The following is a 20,059-nucleotide window of genomic DNA, read 5'->3' on the forward strand; positions in this document are numbered from 1 at the left end:
TGCCGATCGACCCGATCGGCGCCTGCGCTGCGTTCCTGAACCTCGCCCGCATTTTTCATTCAGCCTTGCCTCAGCCGCTTTGCCAGCCCATCGAAATTCCGTGCCGTGCAAACAGCCAACCCGGAAATCCGGACGGTAATTTGTATCCCCCATAGTCCTGCCCAAAGGCAGCGTAGCGCATCCCGCGGATAGAAAAAACATTGTAAGTGAAGAAAAAAGTTCGCGCGAGAAAAACATGGCCTGGCTTGGCCGGCGCTACGGAATTATCCGGCTCACGCAGGCCTGCTAAAGATCGCCTCGGCGTTTCTCGTACAGATCCCAGGACAGCTCGACCATGGCCAGAAGAACGTCTTCCTGGCTCCACCCGGCGGCAACCGCCGCCTCGACAATTCCGCGGACGAGCGGCAGCAATTGGCGCTCGCATTCGGCCGACAGGTTGGCCTCGGCGCCGTCGGCAGGCGGACTATCGAAATCAAATCCCACCATCGGCGTTCCCCCGCCATCAATGATCTAATGAAATGTATGTCTCTGCAATCATACTCCCGTCTAATATACATCAATCGGTAACGAAACACAGCAGCGTCGAGATTGACAGGGCATGGCCGCCCCGATTGCAGCGGCTCCATGGTTCGTCTGGACGTCTTTTTTGGCCTCCTGTTGCCGGCATTGCATATCTTGGATGCGAATCCCAAGCATTCGCGTAAAGCTATCGGGATCCTGGCGAGCTTTGCCGCATGGAGCGGAACCTGCCGCTTCATGGCATCGATGAAGTCGATCAGGTCACCGGGCCGAGCAGGACCGAGCCATCCGGCACCCCGCCATCGATCGGGATGGCTCTGCGGTTTGCGCTCGCCGCCATCGGCTGGCCGATGTCGGACGTCACGATGACCGGGCTCTTCGACGGCACGCGGTCGTAGAGGTCGATGATGTCCTGATTTATCAGGCGCACGCAGCCTGACGAGACGGATTTGCCGATCGAGTTCCATTCCGGCGAGCCATGCAGGCGGTAGAGCGTGTCGACGTTGTCGTGGAACAGGTAGAGCGCGCGGGCGCCGAGCGGGTTCTTGAGGCCGCCGGGCATGCCGCCGTTCTTGGCGCTGTATTCTTCCAGTTCAGGCTGGCGGGCAACCATCTCATCGGGCGGCGTCCATTTCGGCCATTTCTGCTTCCACTGGACGACGGCGTCTCCCGACCATTCGAAGCCGGCGCGGCCGAGGCCGACGCCGTAACGGATCGCCTGGCCGCCTTCGCGCACCAGATAGAGGAAATGGTTGGTCGTATCGACGATGATGGTGCCTGGCCGCTGGCCGGTCGGATCGGGAACGATCTGGCGCAGGAACTGCGGGTCCATCTTCTTGATCGGGATCGCTGGGAGTTCGAACCCGCTGTCGGAAATCGGGCCGTACATCGTCGCATAGCCGCCGAGCGGCGGCTCGTCATAGGTCGGCGGTGGCGGTTCGACCGGCGCCGGCGCCGGTCCGGTGGTGGTGCAGGCGGAGACCGCAATCGAAGCGGCGCCAAGGGCTGCAGCATTCAGAAAGCCGCGACGGCTCAGGCGATAGGGGTCGATTTCGGTCTTCAACATGGTTGCCTTTTTTAAGTCTCGAATCGCAAGAAAGCGTGAATGCCTTCAAGCGGCGCAGCCCCCCAATGCCTGACGCGATAGGCGGTTCCGATTCTGGCCTGAGGGTGGACAAACAAAGGCGAAGCTGTGACCGCCCTGCCACTGTTGCTCGAAGGCAACAGAGTGATCAGCCGCCGGTCAGCAGGCCTTCTAGCGACGGCAGGATCAGCGCCGGCGGGAAATCCCGGTATTCCTCGGGCTGGTTGGCGCGGTTGATCCATACGGTGCGAAAGCCGAATTTGGTGGCGCCGGCGACGTCCCAGCGGTTGGACGACTGGAACGAGACGGCGCCCGGATAGAGCCGCCAGCCCGTCGCCACCATGTCGTAGGTCGACGGGTCGGTCTTGAAGCGCCTGACGGCGTCGACCGAAAAGATATCGTCCAGCACCTGGTCGAGGGCGGCCGACTTGACCGCCGCTTCCAGCATCTCGGGCGAGCCGTTGGACAGGATTGCGAGCTTGGCGCCGGATGCTTTCAGCGCCTTGAGCACGGCCGGCACTTCCGGATAGCAGTCGAGCCTCCAATAGGCTTCGAGCAGCTTGGCCTTCAGTCCCTTGTCGGCGGAGGGAACCTTGAGCAGGGCGAAATCGAGCGCCTGTTCGGTGAGCTGCCAGAAATCGGCATAGCCGCCCATCAGCGTGCGCACCCAGGAATATTCCAGCTGCTTGGCGCGCCAGATTTCCGAAAGCAGCGGGCCGTTGGGGCCGATCTCGCCGTCATGACGGCGCACGGCTGCGTGCACGTCGAACAACGTGCCATAGGCGTCGAAAACGTAAGCCGCGTAATGCATGGCGACAGTTTTGAGGGCAGGCGGCGCAAGGTGCAAGCATCGATTGTAGTCTTGATCGCTTTCTTGGGGCGCTCTGGCCTCAACAAAAACCGCTCCATGCCGGTTGACGGCGCCGGTCAAAGCATCTTCCAATGCTTGGCACAGGCAGCTTTGAAGCGGAACCGAACAATGACACTGGCGACTGCGGCGCTATCGGCGACATGGACCTTCGTCGACGGCGACTGGTACGAAGGCAACGTCGCCATTCTGGGTCCGCGCAGCCACGCCATGTGGCTCGGCACCAGCGTCTTCGACGGCGCCCGCTGGTTCGAAGGCGTCGCCCCCGATCTCGAGCTGCATGCCGCTAGGGTGAACGCATCGGCGACCGCGCTCGGCCTCGCGCCGTCGATGAGCGCCGATGAGATTGTTGGACTGACCTGGGCCGGGCTGAAGAAGTTCGACGGCAAGACAGCGGTCTACATCAGGCCGATGTACTGGGCCGAGCATGGCGGCTACATGGGCGTGCCGGCCGATCCGGCCTCGACCCGTTTCTGCCTCTGCCTCTACGAATCGCCGATGATCTCGCCGACCGGCTTTTCGATCACCGTGTCGCCGTTCCGGCGGCCGACCATCGAGACCATGCCGACCAATGCCAAGGCCGGCTGCCTCTATCCCAACAATGGCCGCGCCATTCTCGAAGCGAAGGGACGCGGCTTCGACAATGCGCTGGTGCTGGACATGCTGGGCAATGTCGCCGAGACCGGAACCTCGAACATCTTCCTGGTCAAGGACAGCCACGTGTTGACGCCGGCGCCCAACGGCACCTTCCTGTCCGGCATCACCCGCTCGCGCACCATGACGCTGCTTGGCGATTACGGCTTCAAGACCACGGAGAAGATGCTGTCGGTGCGCGACTTTCTTGAAGCCGACGAGATATTTTCGACCGGAAATCATTCCAAGGTCGTGCCGATCACCCGCATCGAGGACCGCGATCTGCAGCCCGGGCCGGTGGCCAAGAAAGCGCGCGACCTTTATTGGGAATGGGCGCATTCGACTTCCACCGGTTGAGCCGCTAAAAGGCAATTGGCGCTTCATTCCGGAGTTGTTCCAGATCAATGCAGCCCTATCTTAATCCGGTATCCGCACCGGATTTTTCCATGAGGAGTATGACCGATGGCTTTTGAATTGCCCGCCTTGCCCTACGACTACGAGGCCTTGCAGCCTTACATGTCGAAGGAGACGCTGGAGTATCACCACGACAAGCACCACAAGGCTTATGTCGACAACGGCAACAAGCTGGCCGCCGAAGCGGGCCTTGGCGATCTGTCGGTCGAAGAGGTGGTCAAACAGTCGTTCGGCAAGAATGCCGGCCTCTTCAACAACGCAGCCCAGCACTACAACCACATCCATTTCTGGAAGTGGATGAAGAAGGGCGGCGGCGGCAACAAGCTTCCGGGCGCCCTGCAGAAGGCTTTCGACGCCGACCTCGGCGGCTACGACAAGTTTAAGGCCGACTTCATCGCCGCCGGCACCACGCAGTTCGGCTCGGGCTGGGCCTGGGTCTCGGTCAAGGACGGCAAGCTGGCGATCTCCAAGACGCCGAACGGCGAGAACCCCCTCGTCCATGGCGCATCGCCGATCCTCGGCGTCGATGTCTGGGAACATTCCTATTACATCGACTACCGCAACGCGCGGCCGAAATATCTCGAGGCCTTCGTCGACAGCCTCATCAACTGGGACCATGTCCTTGAAATGTACGAAGAGGCGAAAGCCTGATCGACCCAGAGAAGCCCCGGTACTCCGGGGCTTTTCTTTCTCAGCTGAAGCAGCAGGCACACAAAATTCGGCAGAATCCGGCCGGCGGACAGGGAATAATCCCGGCCCGCCCTCCGTTAACGTTAGGTCGCGACCCCTCATCATCCTGGAGCCAATTGAATGAGAAAGCTTGTTATCGCCATCTCTATGCTCAGCCTCGCCGCCTCGGCGGCTTTTGCCGACCCGATCCTCGACCGACAGGGGCTGATGAAGGAACGCGGCAAGATTGTCGGCGGCCTGTCGAAAATCGCCAAGGGCGAGGCAGACTTCGATGCCGCCGCCGTGCTGACGGCGCTGCAGGCGCTGCAAGTCAATGCCGAGAAGTTCGATGTCGACGCGCTGTTCCCGGCCGGCAGCGACAGCGGTGATACCACCGCCTCGCCCAAAATCTGGGAAGACATGGCGGGCTTCAAATCGACCGAGGACAAGTACCTCGCCGACGTCAAGGCCGCAGTCGCCGCCGCACCCGCCGATGTCGATGCGCTGAAGGCGCAGATCGATACGCTCGGCAGTGATTGCGGCACCTGCCACAAGACCTATCGGGTGAAGAAGAGCTGATCCCGGGCAATGCCCTTGTGGAAAAAATTTGTCGGCGCCGCCCTTGTCCTGGGCGTCGTCGGTGCCGGCGCCGGCTGGTTCCTGTCGGCGCCGGTCAAGCTCGACACTGGCACCCTGGCGCAGCTCGGCCCCGGCGACGCCGCCAGGGGGAAGCGCATTTTCAATGCCGGCGGCTGCACCTCCTGTCACGCCAAGCCGGGCTCGCAAGGCGACGGCCGTTTGCAACTGGTCGGCGGCCTCGAGCTCAAGACGCCGTTCGGCACCTTCGTGCCGCCCAACATCTCGCAGGATCCCAAGGACGGCATCGGCGCCTGGACGGTCGAGGACCTTGCCAACGCCATGCTGAAGGGCGTGTCGCCGTCGGGCGAGCATTTCTATCCGGCCTTCCCCTACACATCCTACGCCCGCATGAAGCCGGCTGATATTGCCGATCTCTATGCGTTCCTGAAGACGCTGCCGGCGGTCGCCGGCAAGGCGCCGGACAATTCGCTGAGTTTCCCCTTCAACATCCGTCGCGGCCTCGGCCTGTGGAAGCGGCTCTATCTCAGCAAGGAGCCGGTGATTGCCTTTCCCGATGGCACGCCTGATCCAGTACTGGCCGGCCGCTATCTGGTCGAGGGACCCGGCCATTGCGGCGAATGCCACACGCCGCGCGACGTCACCGGCGGCATCAGGAAGAGCCAGTGGCTGGCTGGCGCGGCGGCCGCCGAAGGCAGCGGCATCGTGCCGAACATCACATCGGGCGAGGGCGGGCTCGGTGACTGGTCGGAAGCCGACATCGCCAACTATCTCGAAACCGGTTTTACCCCCGATTTCGACTCGGTAGGCGGCGCCATGGTCGACGTGCAGCGCAACATGGCCGAACTGCCGCCGGGAGATCGCGCGGCAATAGCCGCCTATCTCAAGGCGGTGCCGCCGCGTCCCAACGGCTACCCGGTGCGCAGCAAGCCGGCCAAGTGATCCCGGCTACAGGTGGCCATCTACAGGTGGCGATCGCCGAGGAAGTCGAAGCCCGTCTCGAAGAAATGGCTGTAATTGCAGGTCAGTTCCTCGCCGGGTGCGATGTCGCGCAAGGCATAGGTTTCCTCGGGCGAGGAGACATCGCAATTCGGTTCGTCGTCATGGTTCATGTAGCGGGCGTCGTCGGCTTCGAAGACGATGTAATTCGGATCGCGGCGGTCTGGATAGGAATAACGGTCGAGATAGTTCTTCACCGGGCCGCTCTCGCCTTCATAGGTCTCGACGTCGATGATCCGGTCGAATCTGGGGTCGAGCTTCCAGACCAGCGTGCCCTTGGCAATGTGGTTCCTGGCGAAAACACCGATGCCCTGGATCGGTGATTTCTCGAGATAGGTGTCGACGAGCAACATAGTGGCCCCTTTGCGTATGTCATGGTCTGGAAGGTGGCGCGCATTGGGTAGCGCGCAGCCATTGCAAATGCGAGTGAAAATGAGCAGCCTGGAATTCAAAAAGTGACGACCGGCGCGCCTCGACGGGCGCACCTTTCGCATCGAGATCAGCGCTGCTGCAAGGCCAGACGGACGCCTAACGCGCAGTAGATGCCGCCAACCACCTTGCCTTGCCATTTCACCACCGACGGATTGCGGCGCAGGAACGTGCCGAGCCGGCCCGCACTCACGGCAAAGACGACTGTGCTGAAAAGGCCGAGCAGAACAAAGATTATGCCCAGCGTCATCAGCTGGAGCATCACGGATCCGTTTTCAGGCCGCACGAACTGGGGCAGGAAGGCAAGGAAGAAAAGCGCCGTCTTTGGATTAAGCACTTCGGTCAGGACAGCTTGACGAAACGCCTTGCTTGCGGAGATCGCGAGTGCACCGGCAGTAGGATCGGCCGGTATTTTCTCGATGATTGCGCGAATGCCGAGGTAAACGAGATACGCCGCGCCGATGTATTTTACGACGCTGAACAGCGTTGCCGAAGTGGCGATGATCGCCGAAATGCCGACCATCGCCATGATGGTATGGAACACATCGCCAGCCGCGACGCCCGCGCCCGTCGCGACGCCAACCCTGGTTCCGGAACTCGTCGCTCGCGCGACCGTCAAAAGCGTGGCTGGGCCTGGAATAAACACAAAGCCAAGCACAACCGCTATGTAAGCCGTCAAGGTGGATAGATCGATCATTGCGACGCCTCCGTTGCATTCTCAGCCTTGCCCGTCACCTCAGGTTCGGGCTTGCCCGTAACCTCGGGTTCGGGCTTGGCCGTAACCTTGAGCGCGAAGGAGTAGGTATAGGCGATCTCCTCCAGCCTTGAAAAGCGGCCGGAGGCGCCGGCATGGCCGGAATCCATGTTGATCTTGAACAGCACCGGATTGTCGCCGCTCTTGCGCTCGCGCAGCCGCGCCACCCATTTGGCCGGCTCCCAATAGGTGACGCGCGGATCGGTGAGGCCGGCCAGCGCCAGGATCGGCGGGTAGTCGTGATCGGCGACATTGTCATAGGGTGAGTAGGCGGCGATCGTTTGGTAATCTTCCGCCGACGCGATCGGGTTGCCCCATTCCGGCCACTCCGGCGGCGTCAGCGGCAAGCTTGCGTCGAGCATCGTGGTCAGCACGTCGACAAAGGGGACCTCGGCAACGATGGCGCCGAAATTTTGCGGCGCCATGTTGGCAATCGCACCCATCAGCATGCCGCCGGCCGAGCCGCCTTGCGCGACGATGCGGTCGTGTTGGGTGTAACGCTCGGCGACGAGATGCTGCGCGACGGCGATGAAATCGGTGAACGTGTTCATCTTGTGCGCCCGCTTGCCGTCGTCATACCAGCCATAGCCCTTGTCCTTGCCGCCGCGGACATGGGCGATGGCAAAGACAAAGCCACGGTCGACCAGCGAGAACCAGTTGGTGTTGAACGCCGCCGGGATGGCAATGCCGTAAGACCCGTAGCCGTAAAGCAGGCACGGTGCGGAGCCATCGAGCGGCGTGTCGCGGTGATGCAGGAGCGAGACCGGCACCAGTTCGCCATCGGCGGCCGGCGCCATCAGCCGGCGCGTGACATAATGATCCGGATTGTGACCGGACGGCACTTCCTGGGTCTTCAGCAGCACACGCTCGCGGCTGCGCATATTGTAGTCGAAGACCTGCGCCGGGGTCGTCATCGACGAATAGGTGAAGCGCATGATCTCGGTGTCGTATTCATAGGACCCCGACAGGCCGAGCGAGAACGCCTCTTCGTCGAACGAGATCAGATGCTCCTCGCCGCTGCGGCGATCGCGAACGACGATGCGCGGCAGCCCTTCCTTGCGTTCGAGCCTGACCATATGATCCCTGAAGCCGACCACCGACAGGATCAGCCGGCCTGGCTCGTGCGCCACCAGCTCTTCCCAATTGGCGCGAACCGGGTCATTAGCCGGCGCCGTCATGATCTTGAAGTCCTTGGCGCCGTCGGCATTGGTGAGGATAAAGAAGATGTCGCCGCCTTCTTCCAGATCATATTGCAGGCCAGTCTCGCGCTTTGCCACCAGCTTTGGCTCGGCGAAAGGCTCATCGGCGCGCATCAGGTGATATTCCGAGGTTTCGTGATCGTTGATCCCGATCATGATCCATTCGTTGGAGCGCGTGCCGCCGACATCCATGAAGAAGCCGGGATCGGTTTCCTCATAAATCAGCCGGTCATTAAGGGGGCTGCCGCCGAGCGCGTGGAACAGCACCTTGGACGGGCGATGATTGTCCTCGAGCCTTGTGTAGAAGAAGCCGTCATCGGCGGCATTCCAGACGCCGCCACCACTGGTGGCCTCGATCTGGTCGCTCAGTTCCTTGCCGCTGGTGAGATCGCGCACGCGAAGTGTGAAGAATTCAGAGCCCTTGTCGTCGAACGCCCACAACAGCTTGCGGTGATCGGCCGAATGGTCGACGCCGCCGAGGCGGAAATAGGGCTTGCCCTCGGCTTCCGCGTCGCCATCGAGCAGGATCTGCTCATCGCCGCCATCGCGCGGCATGCGGAAATAGCGGGGCTGTTCGCCGCCAAGCTTGAAGGATGAGCCGTAAGCATAGGGGCCATCCTTCATCGGCACCGTCGAATCATCTTCCTTGATGCGCCCCTTCATCTCGCCGAACAGCTGCTTCCGAAGCTCTAGCGTATCGGCCATAAGCACTGCTTGATAGGCGTTTTCGGCTTCGAGATGGGCGCGGATGCGGCCCTCAAGCAGGGAAGGGTCCCTGAACATCGCCTGCCAGTTCTCGGCCCTCAGCCAGGCATAGTCATCTGTGCGGGTAATGCCGTGATGCGTGTCGAAGACGGGGTGTTTCTCGGGGCTCGGCGGGCTGGCGGTCGGAAAAGCTGAAGTCTTGGTCATTGCGTCTCACTGAAGAAATTACTTGAATGGCAAATGAACACGCCGATCAGCGCGGGTTCAAGGGCCGGGATGTATTGGTTGCGGCGGGCTCGGGAGATGAGCCAAAGGAGAGGATGATGAATTTCCATATCAACACCGCTGCGGCTCTCGCCGTCGTCGCTTCGACCGTTCTGGCTTTCACCGGCCAGTCTCATGCAACCGCGTTCGCCGCTTGGCAAGTGGCTGGCGTGCCGTTCGGCGACACGCTCAACGTTCGCAAATATCCGTCCGGCACCTCGCAGAAGCAGGCCGCCTATCCCAACGGGACGATCCTGCAGATGACCGGCAAGTGCACCAGCGGCTTGAATCTTCTGGAGATCGCCGGCCAGCCGCACTGGAAACAGAAACAGGCAATTCGCTATCAATGGTGTCAAGTTTGGCACGACCCGGCGCAAAATGGTGCTTTTGTTAGTGGCTGGGTCTATGGAAAATACCTCACGCCGTATTGAATCCGGTCAGACCGAAGATCTTCTTCGGCGGGTTTCGCCAACGCTTTGCAACTTGCGGTTTGGTACGAATCCGACAATCAGCTGCCCAAACCTTGAAGCATAGACCAAGCATCGCTGCCCATTTTATGAGTCCCTGCTGATTTAGCGATGGCGTGACCTTACGTCATGCTAGTCCTGGTCCGACCAGAAAATATCGCGAAGTTACAGAGTGCACGAAAGATTGAAGCTGAAGAGCGACTATTCGATGAATATCGTTGAATATAGCGCAAGATGCGAATTGACTTACTTTGTCTGTGGGCTCATTAAGATGCCCGGACGCGAATCCATGAAGCTCTTCCCGCGTGAAATTCGCGCCATGCCCGATCTTCCAAAAAGGGCGCAAACAGAAACATCCTTCGTTGGGGCCTAAACCATGGATATCGTCGAAACACCTTCCAGAAATAGCGATGCGCTGATCGAGCTGACCGCCGATGTGGTGGCAGCCTATGTCAGCAACAATCCCGTGCCGGTCGGCGAATTGCCGAACCTTATCGCTGATGTCCATGCCGCTCTCGGGCGCGTGGGCGGAGCAAGCGAACAGCCTCCGGCCGACAAGCAGAAGCCTGCGGTAAACCCGAAGCGCTCTGTTCATGACGATTACATCGTCTGCCTTGAAGATGGCAAGAAGTTCAAGTCGCTGAAGCGCCACCTGATGACCCATTACGGTCTGACGCCCGATGAATACCGCGAGAAGTGGAATCTCGACGCCAGCTATCCGATGGTTGCCCCCAACTATGCCGCTGCCCGTTCGCAGCTGGCCAAGAAGATGGGCCTCGGCCGCAAGCGCAAGGGGCGGTAACACCGGCTCCAATGGACAAGATCAACGGCGCCCCTTACGGCGCCGTTTTTGTTTCTAGAACAATTCCAGGAAAACTGCCGAGCGCTTTCCCTTGGAATTGCGTCGAAAGAAGAGAAGATAGAGCAATCAAGCAGTCTGCTTGAGAGCCATCTCGGCGTCGCGCTTGATGCGCTTGACCATCGAGCGCAGGCCATTGGCCCGCTGCGGCGACAGATGTTCGTCGAGGCCAAGCGACCTCAGCGTCGCCTCGGCGTCCGTTTCAAGGATCTGGCTGGCAGTCCGTCCCGAAAACAGCGCGAGCATGATGGCGACCAGACCGCGCACGATATGAGCGTCTGAATCGCCTGTGAAGGTGATGACCGGATCGGCGCCCGGCGCTCGGCTCGTGGTCAGCCAGACCTGGCTGACGCAGCCCGGCACCTTGTTGGCGGCGTTGCGTTCGGCGTCGGGAAATGGCGGCAGCGCTTCGCCGAGCTCGATGACATAGCGATAGCGGTCTTCCCACTCGTCGAGCAGGGAGAAGTCGTCGCGGATCGTCTGGATCGTCGTGGCCATTGCTCGGGATATAGTCATCCGCGGCTGCGGCGTCACGGAAAAAGAAGAAAAGCACCGCAGGCATCGAGAGGTCCGACCGGCCTGCGGTGTCGCTGTAGATACAGCTGAAACGGTGTTTAGTTCTTCGCCACCAGCTTGGCAGGTATGTTGACTGTCGCCGGCAGCACGATGTCCTTGGCGACGCTGCCGGTGGCCAGCGATGTATCGGGCGAGGTCTCGGCGCTCTTGTCGTCCAGCATGGCGGCGGCGATCTTGGCGGTTTCCTTGGCCCGGGCGCTGATCGTATGCATCGCCGACTTGCCGGTTTCGCAGACGTCCGGCTTACGCTCGCAAATGCCGGCGATGTCGCCGACCGCTTCGCGCGCCGCAAAAAGCGCCTGGAACGGCCCGACGCTCTCGCGGCCATCCTCGTCGGGGCCGACGGTCAGCGGCAGCGCCAGCAACACCAGCGAAAACCAGAACGCCATTCTTATCAAAAAGCCCATCGATCTGCCCTCTCGTCCAATGACCGGATCATGCGTCCATGCGCAATGACCTCTTTATATCAGCGACAATGGCACATGAGGCGCAAAGGACGGCTTTCCTGCTCAGCGAAAATTTTCCTCAAATTTTAGGCAAATTCGAAGCGAGGCGTTTTGCAGTGCATTAGCCTCAAATGCCGACAATTTTCTTAACCTTGCAGTAACCATCTAAGCGATTGTTGCGCATGGATATCTTCAGAAGAGCAGGCATGCCGGCTCAGGGTTTCGCAGCCACGGGCACGCCCTTTGCACATAACGCTCCGTTTACTATGGCCACAAATGGCGGTGCATTCCGGTGCCGGCGCTCCAATTTTTGCCGCAGCGCGCTCGTTGTTCCGGTCAGCCTTATTCATTCCTTAAACGCTGGATGCGAGTTTCAAACAAGCAAAAGCGACCTGCAAAGCAGGGGCAGTCACGACCGGGTGCGAGTGCGTTGAGTTTGACAACTGCCAGATATATTGAACTGCCTGGCGCGCTGGCGGCCGGTTGCGAACGCATGGTCCATCCGGCCATCATCGGCCAGGGCGATCGCCTGCGCCAGCGCCGGTTCATCGGCATCATGCTTGCCGCTCCGTTCTTCGCCGCCGGTGCGGCGGTGACACTGGTCACCTCGGGCATGGGCGCCGCCGTCACCGTCGCAACCATTTTCGCCGCCTTCGGTCTTTGCTGGTTCGCCGCCTTGCTGGTGGCGGCGTCGGGTAAGATGACGCTGGCAGCCCAGGTTGCCCTTGCCGCCGGCGGTCTTGCCCTTGCCGGCGCCGTCGCGGCAGCAGGCGGCCTGGCGTCGCCGGTTGCGCTGCTGGCCCTGGCACTGCCATTCGAGGCCTGGTGGATCGGCGGTTCAAAGCGCGCGGCACTTTGGGGCGGCCTCTCAACCTTGGCCGCAATGCTGCTGCAGCCCTTTGTCGGCTCTGTCGTCCCGCTCGGAGGGGCGCAAGTCGCGGCGTGGCACTGGCTGCTGCCGCTCGCCTGGGGCCTGACGCTGGTTCCCCGGCTCGCAGCCCTAGGCGATGCCGCACGCGCGCAGCCCGCGCGGCTTCCAAACGACCGCCTTGAAGACATGATCGACGCCGTTGTCCTGCATGTCGCCCGGCATGGCGAGGTCCTGGATGCCTCAGCCAAGGCGCGCACCATCCTGAAGCTGCCGCCGGAACTGCTTTTCGGCGCCGGGCTGTTCGACCGCATCCACCTGTCCGATCGCGTCGCTTATCTCAGCGCGCTTGCCGACATGCGCGATGGCGCCCTGGCGCGCCGGCTCGATCTTCGGGTAAGGCTGCCGCAGGACGGCAGCGCCTCGACGGCCGACAATTACCGGCCATTTCAGCTCGAACTGATGCGTGCCGAAGAGCAGCAGGAGACCTTCACTCTGCTGCTGCGCGAGAACGACGAGACTGCCGAATTGCGCGACGAGCTTGCTGCCGCCAATGAGGCCGCAGCGTCGGCCGAGGTGGCAAAGGGCCGCTTCCTGGCGGTCGTCAGCCATGAGCTTCGGACGCCGCTCAACGCCATCATCGGTTTTTCCGACATGCTGCTGCATGAGATGTTCGGCGGCTTCAAGGACCCGCGCCAGAAGGAGTATGTCGGCCTGGTGAAGGAGTCGGGCCAGCATCTGCTTGCCGTCGTCACCTCCATCCTTGATGTCTCGAGGATCGAGGCCGGCGCCTACGCGACCGAGCCCGAACCGTTCCGATTCATCGAAGCGGTCGAGATGTGCCAGTCGATGATGCAGCTGCAGGCGAATGCCAAGAACATCGATCTCCAGGCGCAGATTGCGCCGGACGCCGGGGAGATCAATGCCGACCGTCGTGCCGTGCAGCAGATCCTGATCAACCTCGTCTCCAATGCGGTCAAGTTCACGCCCGATGGCGGCGATATCATCGTCGGCGCCAAGCGGATCGGCTCGCGGCTGCATTTCTGGGTCAGGGACACCGGCATCGGCATCGCCGAGGAAGATTTTGTCAATCTCGGCAAGCCGTTCATGCAGATCCAGAATGACTATACGCGCCGCTTCGAGGGCACCGGGCTCGGCCTGTCGCTGGTCAAGGGCCTGGTGGCGCTGCACGACGGCACGATGTCGATCGAAAGCATGCCGGGCGAGGGGACGACGGTCACGATCAGCCTGCCGGTGAACGGGCCGAAGAGGAGCGCGACCGAGAGGAACGGCGTGCTGCCGATGCCCGCGACCAGGACGAAAGGCGACGCGAAAGGGGACAGGAATGGCTCGCTCCGCAAAACAGCCTAAGGCGGTCAAGCGCCGCAGCGGCGCGTTCGAGGCCGGCGCGATTGCGCTGGGCGGCGCGATCTCGCGCAATCCGGTCCTGGTCGGCGGCTCGACCGCCTTCCTGGTGACGCTGTTCTACGTTTCCGCCAACGCGCTGTGGTACCAGCCGTTTCCGCATGCCGGCGCCTTCTTCGCCACCCGCAGCATCGAGGGTTTTCCGCACCCCGGCGCGGACGAACCCGAAACCACCATCAACATCCTGCGGCCCGGCCCGGCTCCGGTCAAAAGCGATCCGACCGTCGAGCAGGTCCAGGGCATCCTGAAGGATCTCGATTTCTACACGGGAACGGTCGACGGCATTTCCGGGCCGAATACCCAAAAGGCGATCCAGGCATACCAGCAGAAAGTTGGCCTGCCGGCCTCCGGTGAGATCGACGCCGTCCTGCTCGACCAGCTCGGCGCCAAGCAGACAACAGCTGGCATCCCGCATCCTGTGCCGAGGCCCGTGGATATGGCCGCCGCTCGAGTTGCCGCGCCCGAGGCCGCGCCTGCGCCCATCCCGGTTTCCGCGTCGGTATCCGCCCAGGCGCCCGATGCCCGCATCGTCAAGATCCAGGCCGGCCTGAAGGCATTCGGCAATGACGACATGCAGCTCGACGGCGTCGTCGGCGCCCGCACCAAGGCGGCGATCAAGGAATTCCAGTCGCTGTTCGGCCTGCCGGAAACCGGCGAGCCCGACGAGGTCGTCTACGTCAAGATGCGCGAGATCGGCCTGACCAATTGAGTGGTCAAGACGACCGCTCGCGGATAGACGAAAATCCGGCTAAGACGCCGCGCATGTCCTCCGGAGCCTCGTCATGCGCGTAACCACCGAGTTTTGGGTGTCGGCCCTGCTGCGCCGTGTCTTCGGCGCCGGCGGCTTTGCGGCCGTCGCCAAGCGTGGCGCGACCGAGGCCGGCGCTGTCTTCGTGCTCTCCCGCGGCAGGCTGGGCGACGTCTCCCTGTTCGGCCCGGCGCCGCAGACGAGCTACGATTCGGACAAACCGGATGATCGCTTTTTCACGCTGCTCGGCGCCGGCGACGATGCCGCCGCGCTTGACGCCAGGCTTGAGCGGGAGAAAAAATTCGATCCCGACATCTGGGTGGTCGAGATCGAGGCCGGAACGGTTTCCGTCGAGGAGCTTCTCTCCGTCAAGACGCCTTGAGGCTGGCCCCTAGGCTGGCTTTGTCGACGTCCGGCGCTTGGTCGCCATTCGCGGCGACAGGGGTGTTGCCGCGCACCGCTCGCGACAATGTTTCGGCCTTCCAGCCGCGCACCTTGTCGAGCGCCGCCTCGTGATGCAGCAGCCGGTAGCGGTCGAGGAAGATGCGGATCGCCTGCGGGTGCGGAAACTCCCGGGGGTACACCGCGACCACTATCAGGAATGCCCTGTCCTCGCTGAGGTCGAGCGCCCGCAGCGCGGCGAGCAGCGAGACATAGCTCGAATGCTTGGTCAGCGACCGCGCCGTCGAGAAGTCGATATCGAGCGCGTCGGCAAGCGCGGTCTGGAAGAAGGCGGCGTTGCCGGTCAGCGCCGTCTCGCGCAGCTTGCTGTAAGTTGCTGAGCCGGCGAAGGGATTGACCGATGTCGCCTCGCCCTCGGCGAGCATCATCGAGCGCAGGCGGCGCCTGGCGGTTTCGGCGGCGCTGCCGGGCAGTTTTGGTGCGCTGGGAGCGGCGGCAGCGGCTTCGGCGTCGGCGCCCGCCACGTCGGCGATCGGCTCGGGCTGCCGCACGCGCACCAGGGTCGGCTTTTCCAGCGCCTTGATCAACTGCGCGATGGTCGGGTTCAAATCCTTGCGGCGGGCAATGGCGCGCGCATGCGGCAGGCCGTGGCGGCCGATCAGCGCGATCAGGTCGATATCGCCCAGCGCCCGCGAACGGACCAGCAAGGGCGCGCAGACATCGACCGGCTCCTCGCAAAGCCGCCGCACCAGGGCGGCCGGCGCATATTCGCATTCGGACAGGGCGGCGGCGACATAGCGGCGCGATTCGACCGGCACGCTGTCGAACAGCGGCAGCGTCAGATCCTCGAGCTGGGCGATCTCGCGGCGCGACGGGCGGGTCAGCGAGCAGAACGCCGACACGGCGGCGCGAAACAGCCTTTCGGCTTTTCCCGATTCCGTCCGTATGGCGATTTGCCTGAAATCCGAAGCTGACACGGAAGATACGCCCGACACTCGACACAACCCGGACCATGCTCAACCGCAACTGTGTCGGTTTCGCGCAAGGCCTGGAACAAACATCAAATTAGCCGCGATCCGTTAGCGCTCCGTTAACCCTCTGCCGGCCTTAATCACATTTGGAGGCGTTGCGTTGTGCTCCGGGGCAACCGAGAGGAATACGCGAACCATGGGCATGGTACTGTCTTTCGTGCCGCGATCGGCACCAGTCAATCGAGCAGTTCAGGACACCGGTACGCCGGCGGCGGTGATCATTTTTCCCGGCGTCCGCTACGAGCATCCGCCATTGGCGGGCCAGGCGCGACCGGCGGACCAGCCGGGCACACCACGGACGCCTGTTCCGCACCACTGAATTTGCTGGTCGTCGGGGTGAGGTCAGTAGTCCTGCAGTTCGCAGGAGCTCTGGTCCAGGAACTGCGACACAACTGGCTTCCAGCTGTCGTCAGGCACGAAGGCGCGGATGACGAAGATGCCTTCCTCGATCGGCGCCTCGACGAAGATCGCCCCTTGCAGGTCTTCGGGAAGCTCCCTGCGCACGTCGATCATCTGTGCCGGCGTCAGCACCACGGTGTCCAGCTTGCTGCCGGTCGCCGTGCGGTCGTTGAATGAATAGAAATTGTGGCCGTTGCGGTCATAGACCGACACCGACCAGAACGGCACGCTGCCCGGCGCCTTGATCCGCACCACGCCTTCGGCAAGGTCGAAGCGGCAGGCGGCGGCGTAAAACAGCGGATCCACCGACTTCACCACCGGCGCGCCGCCCGCCTCGGCATCCAGCCTGGTCATCTTGTAGAGGTCGGACGCCATCGCCAGCCGTGACCAGGCATCGCGCTCGGTAAATTCCGGCACCAGCAAAAGCACCACGATGTGGACGATGCCGGCGCCGAGCAGGCCGAGCAGGATGGCGTGCAGCAACCTACGCATTGCAGCCAGCCTTGACGATCCGGGGCAGCGACACGTCGGAAAGGCCGGTGCTTGAGGCAATCGGCGTGTCGTAGAAGGTGAGCACGAAATACATCCGGCCAAAACCTTCGGTCAGAAGCCAGTTGCCGGGGGCCGGACGGTTGCCGACGGCGATGATCACCGAATTGTCGGGCTGACGCAGCACCTGGTAGGATTGCAGCGCCGCCAGCCTCGGCTTGCCGGTGTCGACCACGCCGAGCGATTGATCCGCGGCATAGAGCGTCCAGAACCGGGCGGTCGGGAAACTGCCTTCGATCCTGTAGTCGCATTGCCGCTGAAGCTCATCGCCGGCCGCATCGCGTTCGGCGATGAAGGACAAGCCTTCCGCCTTGCCGAGCGCCAGCACGCCCTCGCGCGCCACGCGCGCCTTCGAATAGGGGTCGGCATCTTGCGTGCCGATCTCGGGGAAGGCGGTCCATTGGCCGATGCTGATCGCGCCGACGCCGCTCTGCGCCTGCAGCGCATACCAGACGCTGCCGCCGCCGAGGCCGATGGCTATGGCAAGCGAAAGCAGCGTGAAAAAGGCGGTCTTGAGCATGAAGAACCGGGACGAGAGAATTATCGTTGGGGATATAGCGGGGCAGGCCACAGAGCAAGCAGCGCTGTGGAATCAAAGCGCCGACAGGGTCTCCGGTGTCTGCGGCGAGCCGAGCACGGGCGCTGTCTGGAACACCTTGGTCATCTCGCGCAGCGTCTGTGTCGTGCGGCTGGACAACACCGCCGGGCGCTCGGCCGCGGCATCGGCGGCTGCCTGATCGGCGTTTTTCTTCTCCGCTTCCTCGGCTTTGGCCGCGATCTCTTCGTCGACGAAGGGCTTGTCTAGGCCGGGGATCGGCTTCAGGTCGATATTCTGGTGCGCGTAGACCATCAGCCGCTGCCACACCATCGCCGGCAGCGTGCCGCCGGTCATGTTGCGGGTCGGGGTGAAGTCGTCATTGCCGAGCCAGACGGCAGCCGTGTAATTGCCGGTGAAGCCGACGAACCAGGCGTCGCGGTAGGATTGCGTCGTCCCCGTCTTGCCAGCGACGACGATGTTGGGCAGCTGCGCGCGCCGCGCGGTGCCGATCGCCGGCACCGCAGCCAGCATGGTGTTCATGTATTTTAAAGCCTGTTCCGACAGAACCCGATGCGGCGCCGGCGCATCCTTGGCAAAGTCGTAGACGACATCGCCGGTGCGGGTGACGAGCTGGGTGATGCCGTGCCGCGAGCCGGCGAAGCCGTTCTGCGCGAACACGCTGTAGCCCGTCGCCTGGTCCATGACCGTCATGCCCGATGTGCCGAGCACCATGGTCTTGTGCGACTCCAGCGGCGATTCCACGCCGAATGATTCGGCCATCGCCTTGATCGGGCCGATGCCGAGATAGTCCTTGGCCAGCCGTACCGGCACGGTGTTGATCGATTTGGCGATCGCCGTGATCAGCGTCACATTGCCGGCCGAGCCGCCATTGTAATTGTGCGGTGACCAGCCGCCCCAGCTGATCGGCCCGCCTGAGACGACGGAGTCCGGGGTGAACCCGTGCTCCATGGCGGTGGCGTAGACGTAAGGTTTGAACGAGGAGCCGGTCTGGCGCAGCGCCTTGGTGGCGCGGTTGAACTGGCTTGCGCCATAGTCGCGGCCGCCGACAATGGCGCGCACCGCGCCATTGGTCTCGATCACCACAACGGCGCCCTCGGTGACGTTGTATTCCTTGCCGAACTGGCGGAGATGGAATTCGACGGATTCCTCCGCCGCTTTCTGGATGTTGGCGTCGAAAGTGGTGTGGGCGACCAGCGAATGCTGGCCGGGCTTGGCGATTTTTTTGACCTCATCGAAGGCCCAGTCGAGGTAATAGTCCGGGCTCTTCTGCTCGCCGCGGTCGACGATCTCGGCCGGATGCAGCCTTGCCTGCAGCACCTGGCCTTCGGTCATGAAACCGGAATCGACGAGGTTCGACAGCACCACATTGGCGCGAGCGCGGGCAGCGGGCAGGTTGATGTGCGGGGCGTATTTGGTCGGCGCCTTGAACAGGCCGGCCAGCATCGCCGCCTCGGCGAGGTTCAGATCCTTGACGCTCTTGCCGAAATAGAAATCCGCCGCCGCCTCGATGCCGAACGTGCCGCCGCCCATATAGGCGCGGTCGAGATAGAGCTGCAGGATCTCCTTCTTCGACAGATTGGCCTCCAGCCACAGCGACAGGAAGGCTTCCTTGATCTTGCGCTGGAAGGTACGCTCATTCGAGAGGAACAGGTTCTTGGCCAGCTGCTGGGTGATGCTGGAGCCGCCCTGGACCACGGAATTGGCCCGCACATTCTCGAAGATGGCGCGCGACAGGCCGAGCACGTCGATGCCGTAGTGCTCGAAGAAGCGCCGGTCCTCGGTCGCCAGCACCGCTTTGATGACATGGTCCGGCATCTCGTCGACAGGCACGGAATCCCGCTGGATGATGCCGCGCTGGCCAATCTCGTTGCCGTAGCGGTCGAGGAAGGTGACGGCGAAATCGCCCTGACTGCGCCAGTCGCCAGTGGTGATCTGGAAGGCCGGCATCGCGAGTGCGAGCAGCACGACGACGCCGCCGGCGCCCATCGTAAAACCTTCGCTCAGCACCTCGATGATGCCGCGTCGCCAGCCGGTGACTCGGAAGCGCCGCGAAAAAATGGTTGCCGATTCCCAGAACTGGCCGGCCTTGAAGCCGATTTCGTAGAGCGAGGAATCGATCCACGCGTCCACCGCCAGCAGTGCGGCGGCGATCGGACCTCTTCGTCTTGGACGTCGTTCTAAAGGACTGGCCATTCCCGAAACTCACCCAACCCACCTGAGAACCGCAAGCGGGCAATTTCAGGGCGGGCATACCCGGCGAAGACTATTCTTCCATTTCAGCCCGGCTCACAAGGGCAGCCAGGCCACACCGCACGGTTTGTTGAGCGCCGCCCGGATCGTGACGCTGGAGGTCGACGCCGTCGATGCCGACGCCAGTGGCTTCGAGCCAGTCTGGCACAACGGCCTGCGCGTCGGCTTCGTCACCTCAGGCGGCTATGGCTACACAATAGGCAAAAGCGTCGCGCTGGCGTTGCTGGACGACGAATTCGCCGGGGAGGGGACCGCGCTTTCGGTGCACATTGTCGGCGTCGAGCGGCCGGCGCGAATTATTCCGGCCTCGCCATACGACCCCGAGGGCAAGGCGATGCGGCAATGA

21 protein-coding genes and 1 pseudogene are annotated in these 20,059 nt (G+C 62.5%); 10 read left to right on the forward strand and 12 right to left on the reverse strand.

Annotated features, from left to right (window positions below):
- Positions 1 to 285: 285 nt before the first annotated feature.
- From X771_RS157380 to X771_RS157370, 3 genes are all read right to left on the reverse strand, one after another.
- Entirely contained in the window at positions 286 to 486 is a 201-nt protein-coding gene (locus tag X771_RS157380) for a hypothetical protein (RefSeq protein WP_023684556.1), read from the reverse strand.
- Between the two features lie 289 nt (positions 487 to 775).
- On the reverse strand, positions 776 to 1,585 hold the full coding sequence (locus X771_RS157375) for a L,D-transpeptidase (protein WP_023687223.1): 810 nt from the start codon (positions 1,583 to 1,585) through the stop codon (positions 776 to 778).
- Positions 1,586 to 1,751: 166 nt separating this feature from the next.
- Complete coding sequence (locus X771_RS157370) at positions 1,752 to 2,414, reverse strand: haloacid dehalogenase type II (protein WP_023687224.1); 663 nt, start codon at positions 2,412 to 2,414, stop codon at positions 1,752 to 1,754.
- A 168-nt stretch (positions 2,415 to 2,582) separates the two neighbouring features.
- Between X771_RS157370 and X771_RS157365 the strand changes: the two genes are divergently transcribed.
- The 4 genes from X771_RS157365 (at position 2,583) to X771_RS157350 (ending at position 5,726) form a co-directional block, all read left to right on the forward strand.
- A complete protein-coding gene (locus X771_RS157365; RefSeq protein ID WP_023687225.1) occupies positions 2,583 to 3,461 on the forward strand; it encodes a branched-chain amino acid aminotransferase in 879 nt (292 codons plus the stop codon).
- A 105-nt stretch (positions 3,462 to 3,566) separates the two neighbouring features.
- Positions 3,567 to 4,169 carry a superoxide dismutase gene (locus X771_RS157360; protein WP_023673687.1) on the forward strand — a complete coding sequence of 201 codons (603 nt, stop codon included), beginning with the start codon at positions 3,567 to 3,569 and terminating at the stop codon, positions 4,167 to 4,169.
- A gap of 159 nt (positions 4,170 to 4,328) precedes the next feature.
- Entirely contained in the window at positions 4,329 to 4,766 is a 438-nt protein-coding gene (locus X771_RS157355; protein WP_023687226.1) for a cytochrome c, read from the forward strand.
- Positions 4,767 to 4,775: 9 nt separating this feature from the next.
- A complete protein-coding gene (locus X771_RS157350) occupies positions 4,776 to 5,726 on the forward strand; it encodes a cytochrome c (RefSeq protein WP_023687227.1) in 951 nt (316 codons plus the stop codon).
- A gap of 20 nt (positions 5,727 to 5,746) precedes the next feature.
- Here X771_RS157350 and X771_RS157345 read toward each other — a convergent pair whose 3' ends face one another.
- From X771_RS157345 to X771_RS157335, 3 genes are all read right to left on the reverse strand, one after another.
- Positions 5,747 to 6,136, reverse strand: coding sequence for an SET domain-containing protein-lysine N-methyltransferase (locus X771_RS157345; protein ID WP_023673684.1), 390 nt, complete (start codon positions 6,134 to 6,136; stop codon positions 5,747 to 5,749).
- Between the two features lie 146 nt (positions 6,137 to 6,282).
- Positions 6,283 to 6,909: a LysE family translocator gene (locus tag X771_RS157340; RefSeq protein WP_023687228.1), complete on the reverse strand. Its 627-nt coding sequence runs from the start codon at positions 6,907 to 6,909 to the stop codon at positions 6,283 to 6,285.
- A complete protein-coding gene (locus X771_RS157335; RefSeq protein WP_023687229.1) occupies positions 6,906 to 9,077 on the reverse strand; it encodes a S9 family peptidase in 2,172 nt (723 codons plus the stop codon). Before X771_RS157335 ends, X771_RS157340 begins: the two co-directional genes overlap by 4 nt.
- A 26-nt stretch (positions 9,078 to 9,103) precedes the next feature.
- On the opposite strand from X771_RS157335, the gene X771_RS157330 reads away from it, so the two are divergent.
- Positions 9,104 to 9,565: an SH3 domain-containing protein gene (locus X771_RS157330; RefSeq protein WP_348625469.1), complete on the forward strand. Its 462-nt coding sequence runs from the start codon at positions 9,104 to 9,106 to the stop codon at positions 9,563 to 9,565.
- Positions 9,566 to 9,977: 412 nt separating this feature from the next.
- Positions 9,978 to 10,403: a MucR family transcriptional regulator gene (locus X771_RS157325; RefSeq protein WP_023673680.1), complete on the forward strand. Its 426-nt coding sequence runs from the start codon at positions 9,978 to 9,980 to the stop codon at positions 10,401 to 10,403.
- Positions 10,404 to 10,529: 126 nt separating this feature from the next.
- Here the strand turns inward: X771_RS157325 and X771_RS157320 are convergent, their stop codons facing one another.
- Positions 10,530 to 10,958 carry a SufE family protein gene (locus X771_RS157320; protein WP_023684547.1) on the reverse strand — a complete coding sequence of 143 codons (429 nt, stop codon included), beginning with the start codon at positions 10,956 to 10,958 and terminating at the stop codon, positions 10,530 to 10,532.
- 116 nt (positions 10,959 to 11,074) lie between these two features.
- Positions 11,075 to 11,443 carry a DUF5330 domain-containing protein gene (locus X771_RS157315; RefSeq protein WP_023684546.1) on the reverse strand — a complete coding sequence of 123 codons (369 nt, stop codon included), beginning with the start codon at positions 11,441 to 11,443 and terminating at the stop codon, positions 11,075 to 11,077.
- 532 nt (positions 11,444 to 11,975) lie between these two features.
- On the opposite strand from X771_RS157315, the gene X771_RS157310 reads away from it, so the two are divergent.
- The 3 genes from X771_RS157310 (at position 11,976) to X771_RS157300 (ending at position 14,905) form a co-directional block, all read left to right on the forward strand.
- Positions 11,976 to 13,721, forward strand: coding sequence for a HAMP domain-containing sensor histidine kinase (locus X771_RS157310; protein WP_023684545.1), 1,746 nt, complete (start codon positions 11,976 to 11,978; stop codon positions 13,719 to 13,721).
- The gene (locus tag X771_RS157305) at positions 13,696 to 14,484 is read left to right on the forward strand and encodes a peptidoglycan-binding protein (protein WP_023687231.1); all 789 of its coding nucleotides are present in this window, start codon (positions 13,696 to 13,698) and stop codon (positions 14,482 to 14,484) included. The genes X771_RS157310 and X771_RS157305 overlap by 26 nt, the downstream gene beginning before the upstream one ends.
- Positions 14,485 to 14,557: 73 nt before the next feature.
- Positions 14,558 to 14,905, forward strand: a complete 348-nt coding sequence (locus X771_RS157300; protein WP_023687232.1) for a DUF1491 family protein — start codon at positions 14,558 to 14,560, stop codon at positions 14,903 to 14,905.
- Here X771_RS157300 and X771_RS157295 read toward each other — a convergent pair.
- From X771_RS157295 to X771_RS157280, 4 genes are all read right to left on the reverse strand, one after another.
- The gene (locus X771_RS157295; RefSeq protein ID WP_023687233.1) at positions 14,892 to 15,902 is read right to left on the reverse strand and encodes a DUF2336 domain-containing protein; all 1,011 of its coding nucleotides are present in this window, start codon (positions 15,900 to 15,902) and stop codon (positions 14,892 to 14,894) included. The two genes, X771_RS157300 and X771_RS157295, sit on opposite strands and share 14 nt — an antisense overlap.
- Before the next feature lie 396 nt (positions 15,903 to 16,298).
- Positions 16,299 to 16,847, reverse strand: a complete 549-nt coding sequence (locus X771_RS157290) for a DUF1254 domain-containing protein (protein WP_023687234.1) — start codon at positions 16,845 to 16,847, stop codon at positions 16,299 to 16,301.
- Positions 16,840 to 17,424 carry a DUF1214 domain-containing protein gene (locus X771_RS157285; protein WP_023670163.1) on the reverse strand — a complete coding sequence of 195 codons (585 nt, stop codon included), beginning with the start codon at positions 17,422 to 17,424 and terminating at the stop codon, positions 16,840 to 16,842. Before X771_RS157285 ends, X771_RS157290 begins: the two co-directional genes overlap by 8 nt.
- Before the next feature lie 72 nt (positions 17,425 to 17,496).
- Positions 17,497 to 19,656 (reverse strand): penicillin-binding protein 1A, encoded by a 2,160-nt coding sequence (locus tag X771_RS157280; RefSeq protein ID WP_023687235.1) that lies wholly within the window; start codon positions 19,654 to 19,656, stop codon positions 17,497 to 17,499.
- A 130-nt stretch (positions 19,657 to 19,786) separates the two neighbouring features.
- Between X771_RS157280 and X771_RS157275 the strand changes: the two are divergent.
- Positions 19,787 to 20,059 (forward strand): annotated as a pseudogene (locus X771_RS157275) (glycine cleavage T C-terminal barrel domain-containing protein); the annotation flags it as partial.

The organism is Mesorhizobium sp. LSJC269B00, assembly GCF_000502815.1.
In the GTDB taxonomy this organism is placed as follows: Bacteria; Pseudomonadota; Alphaproteobacteria; order Rhizobiales; family Rhizobiaceae; genus Mesorhizobium.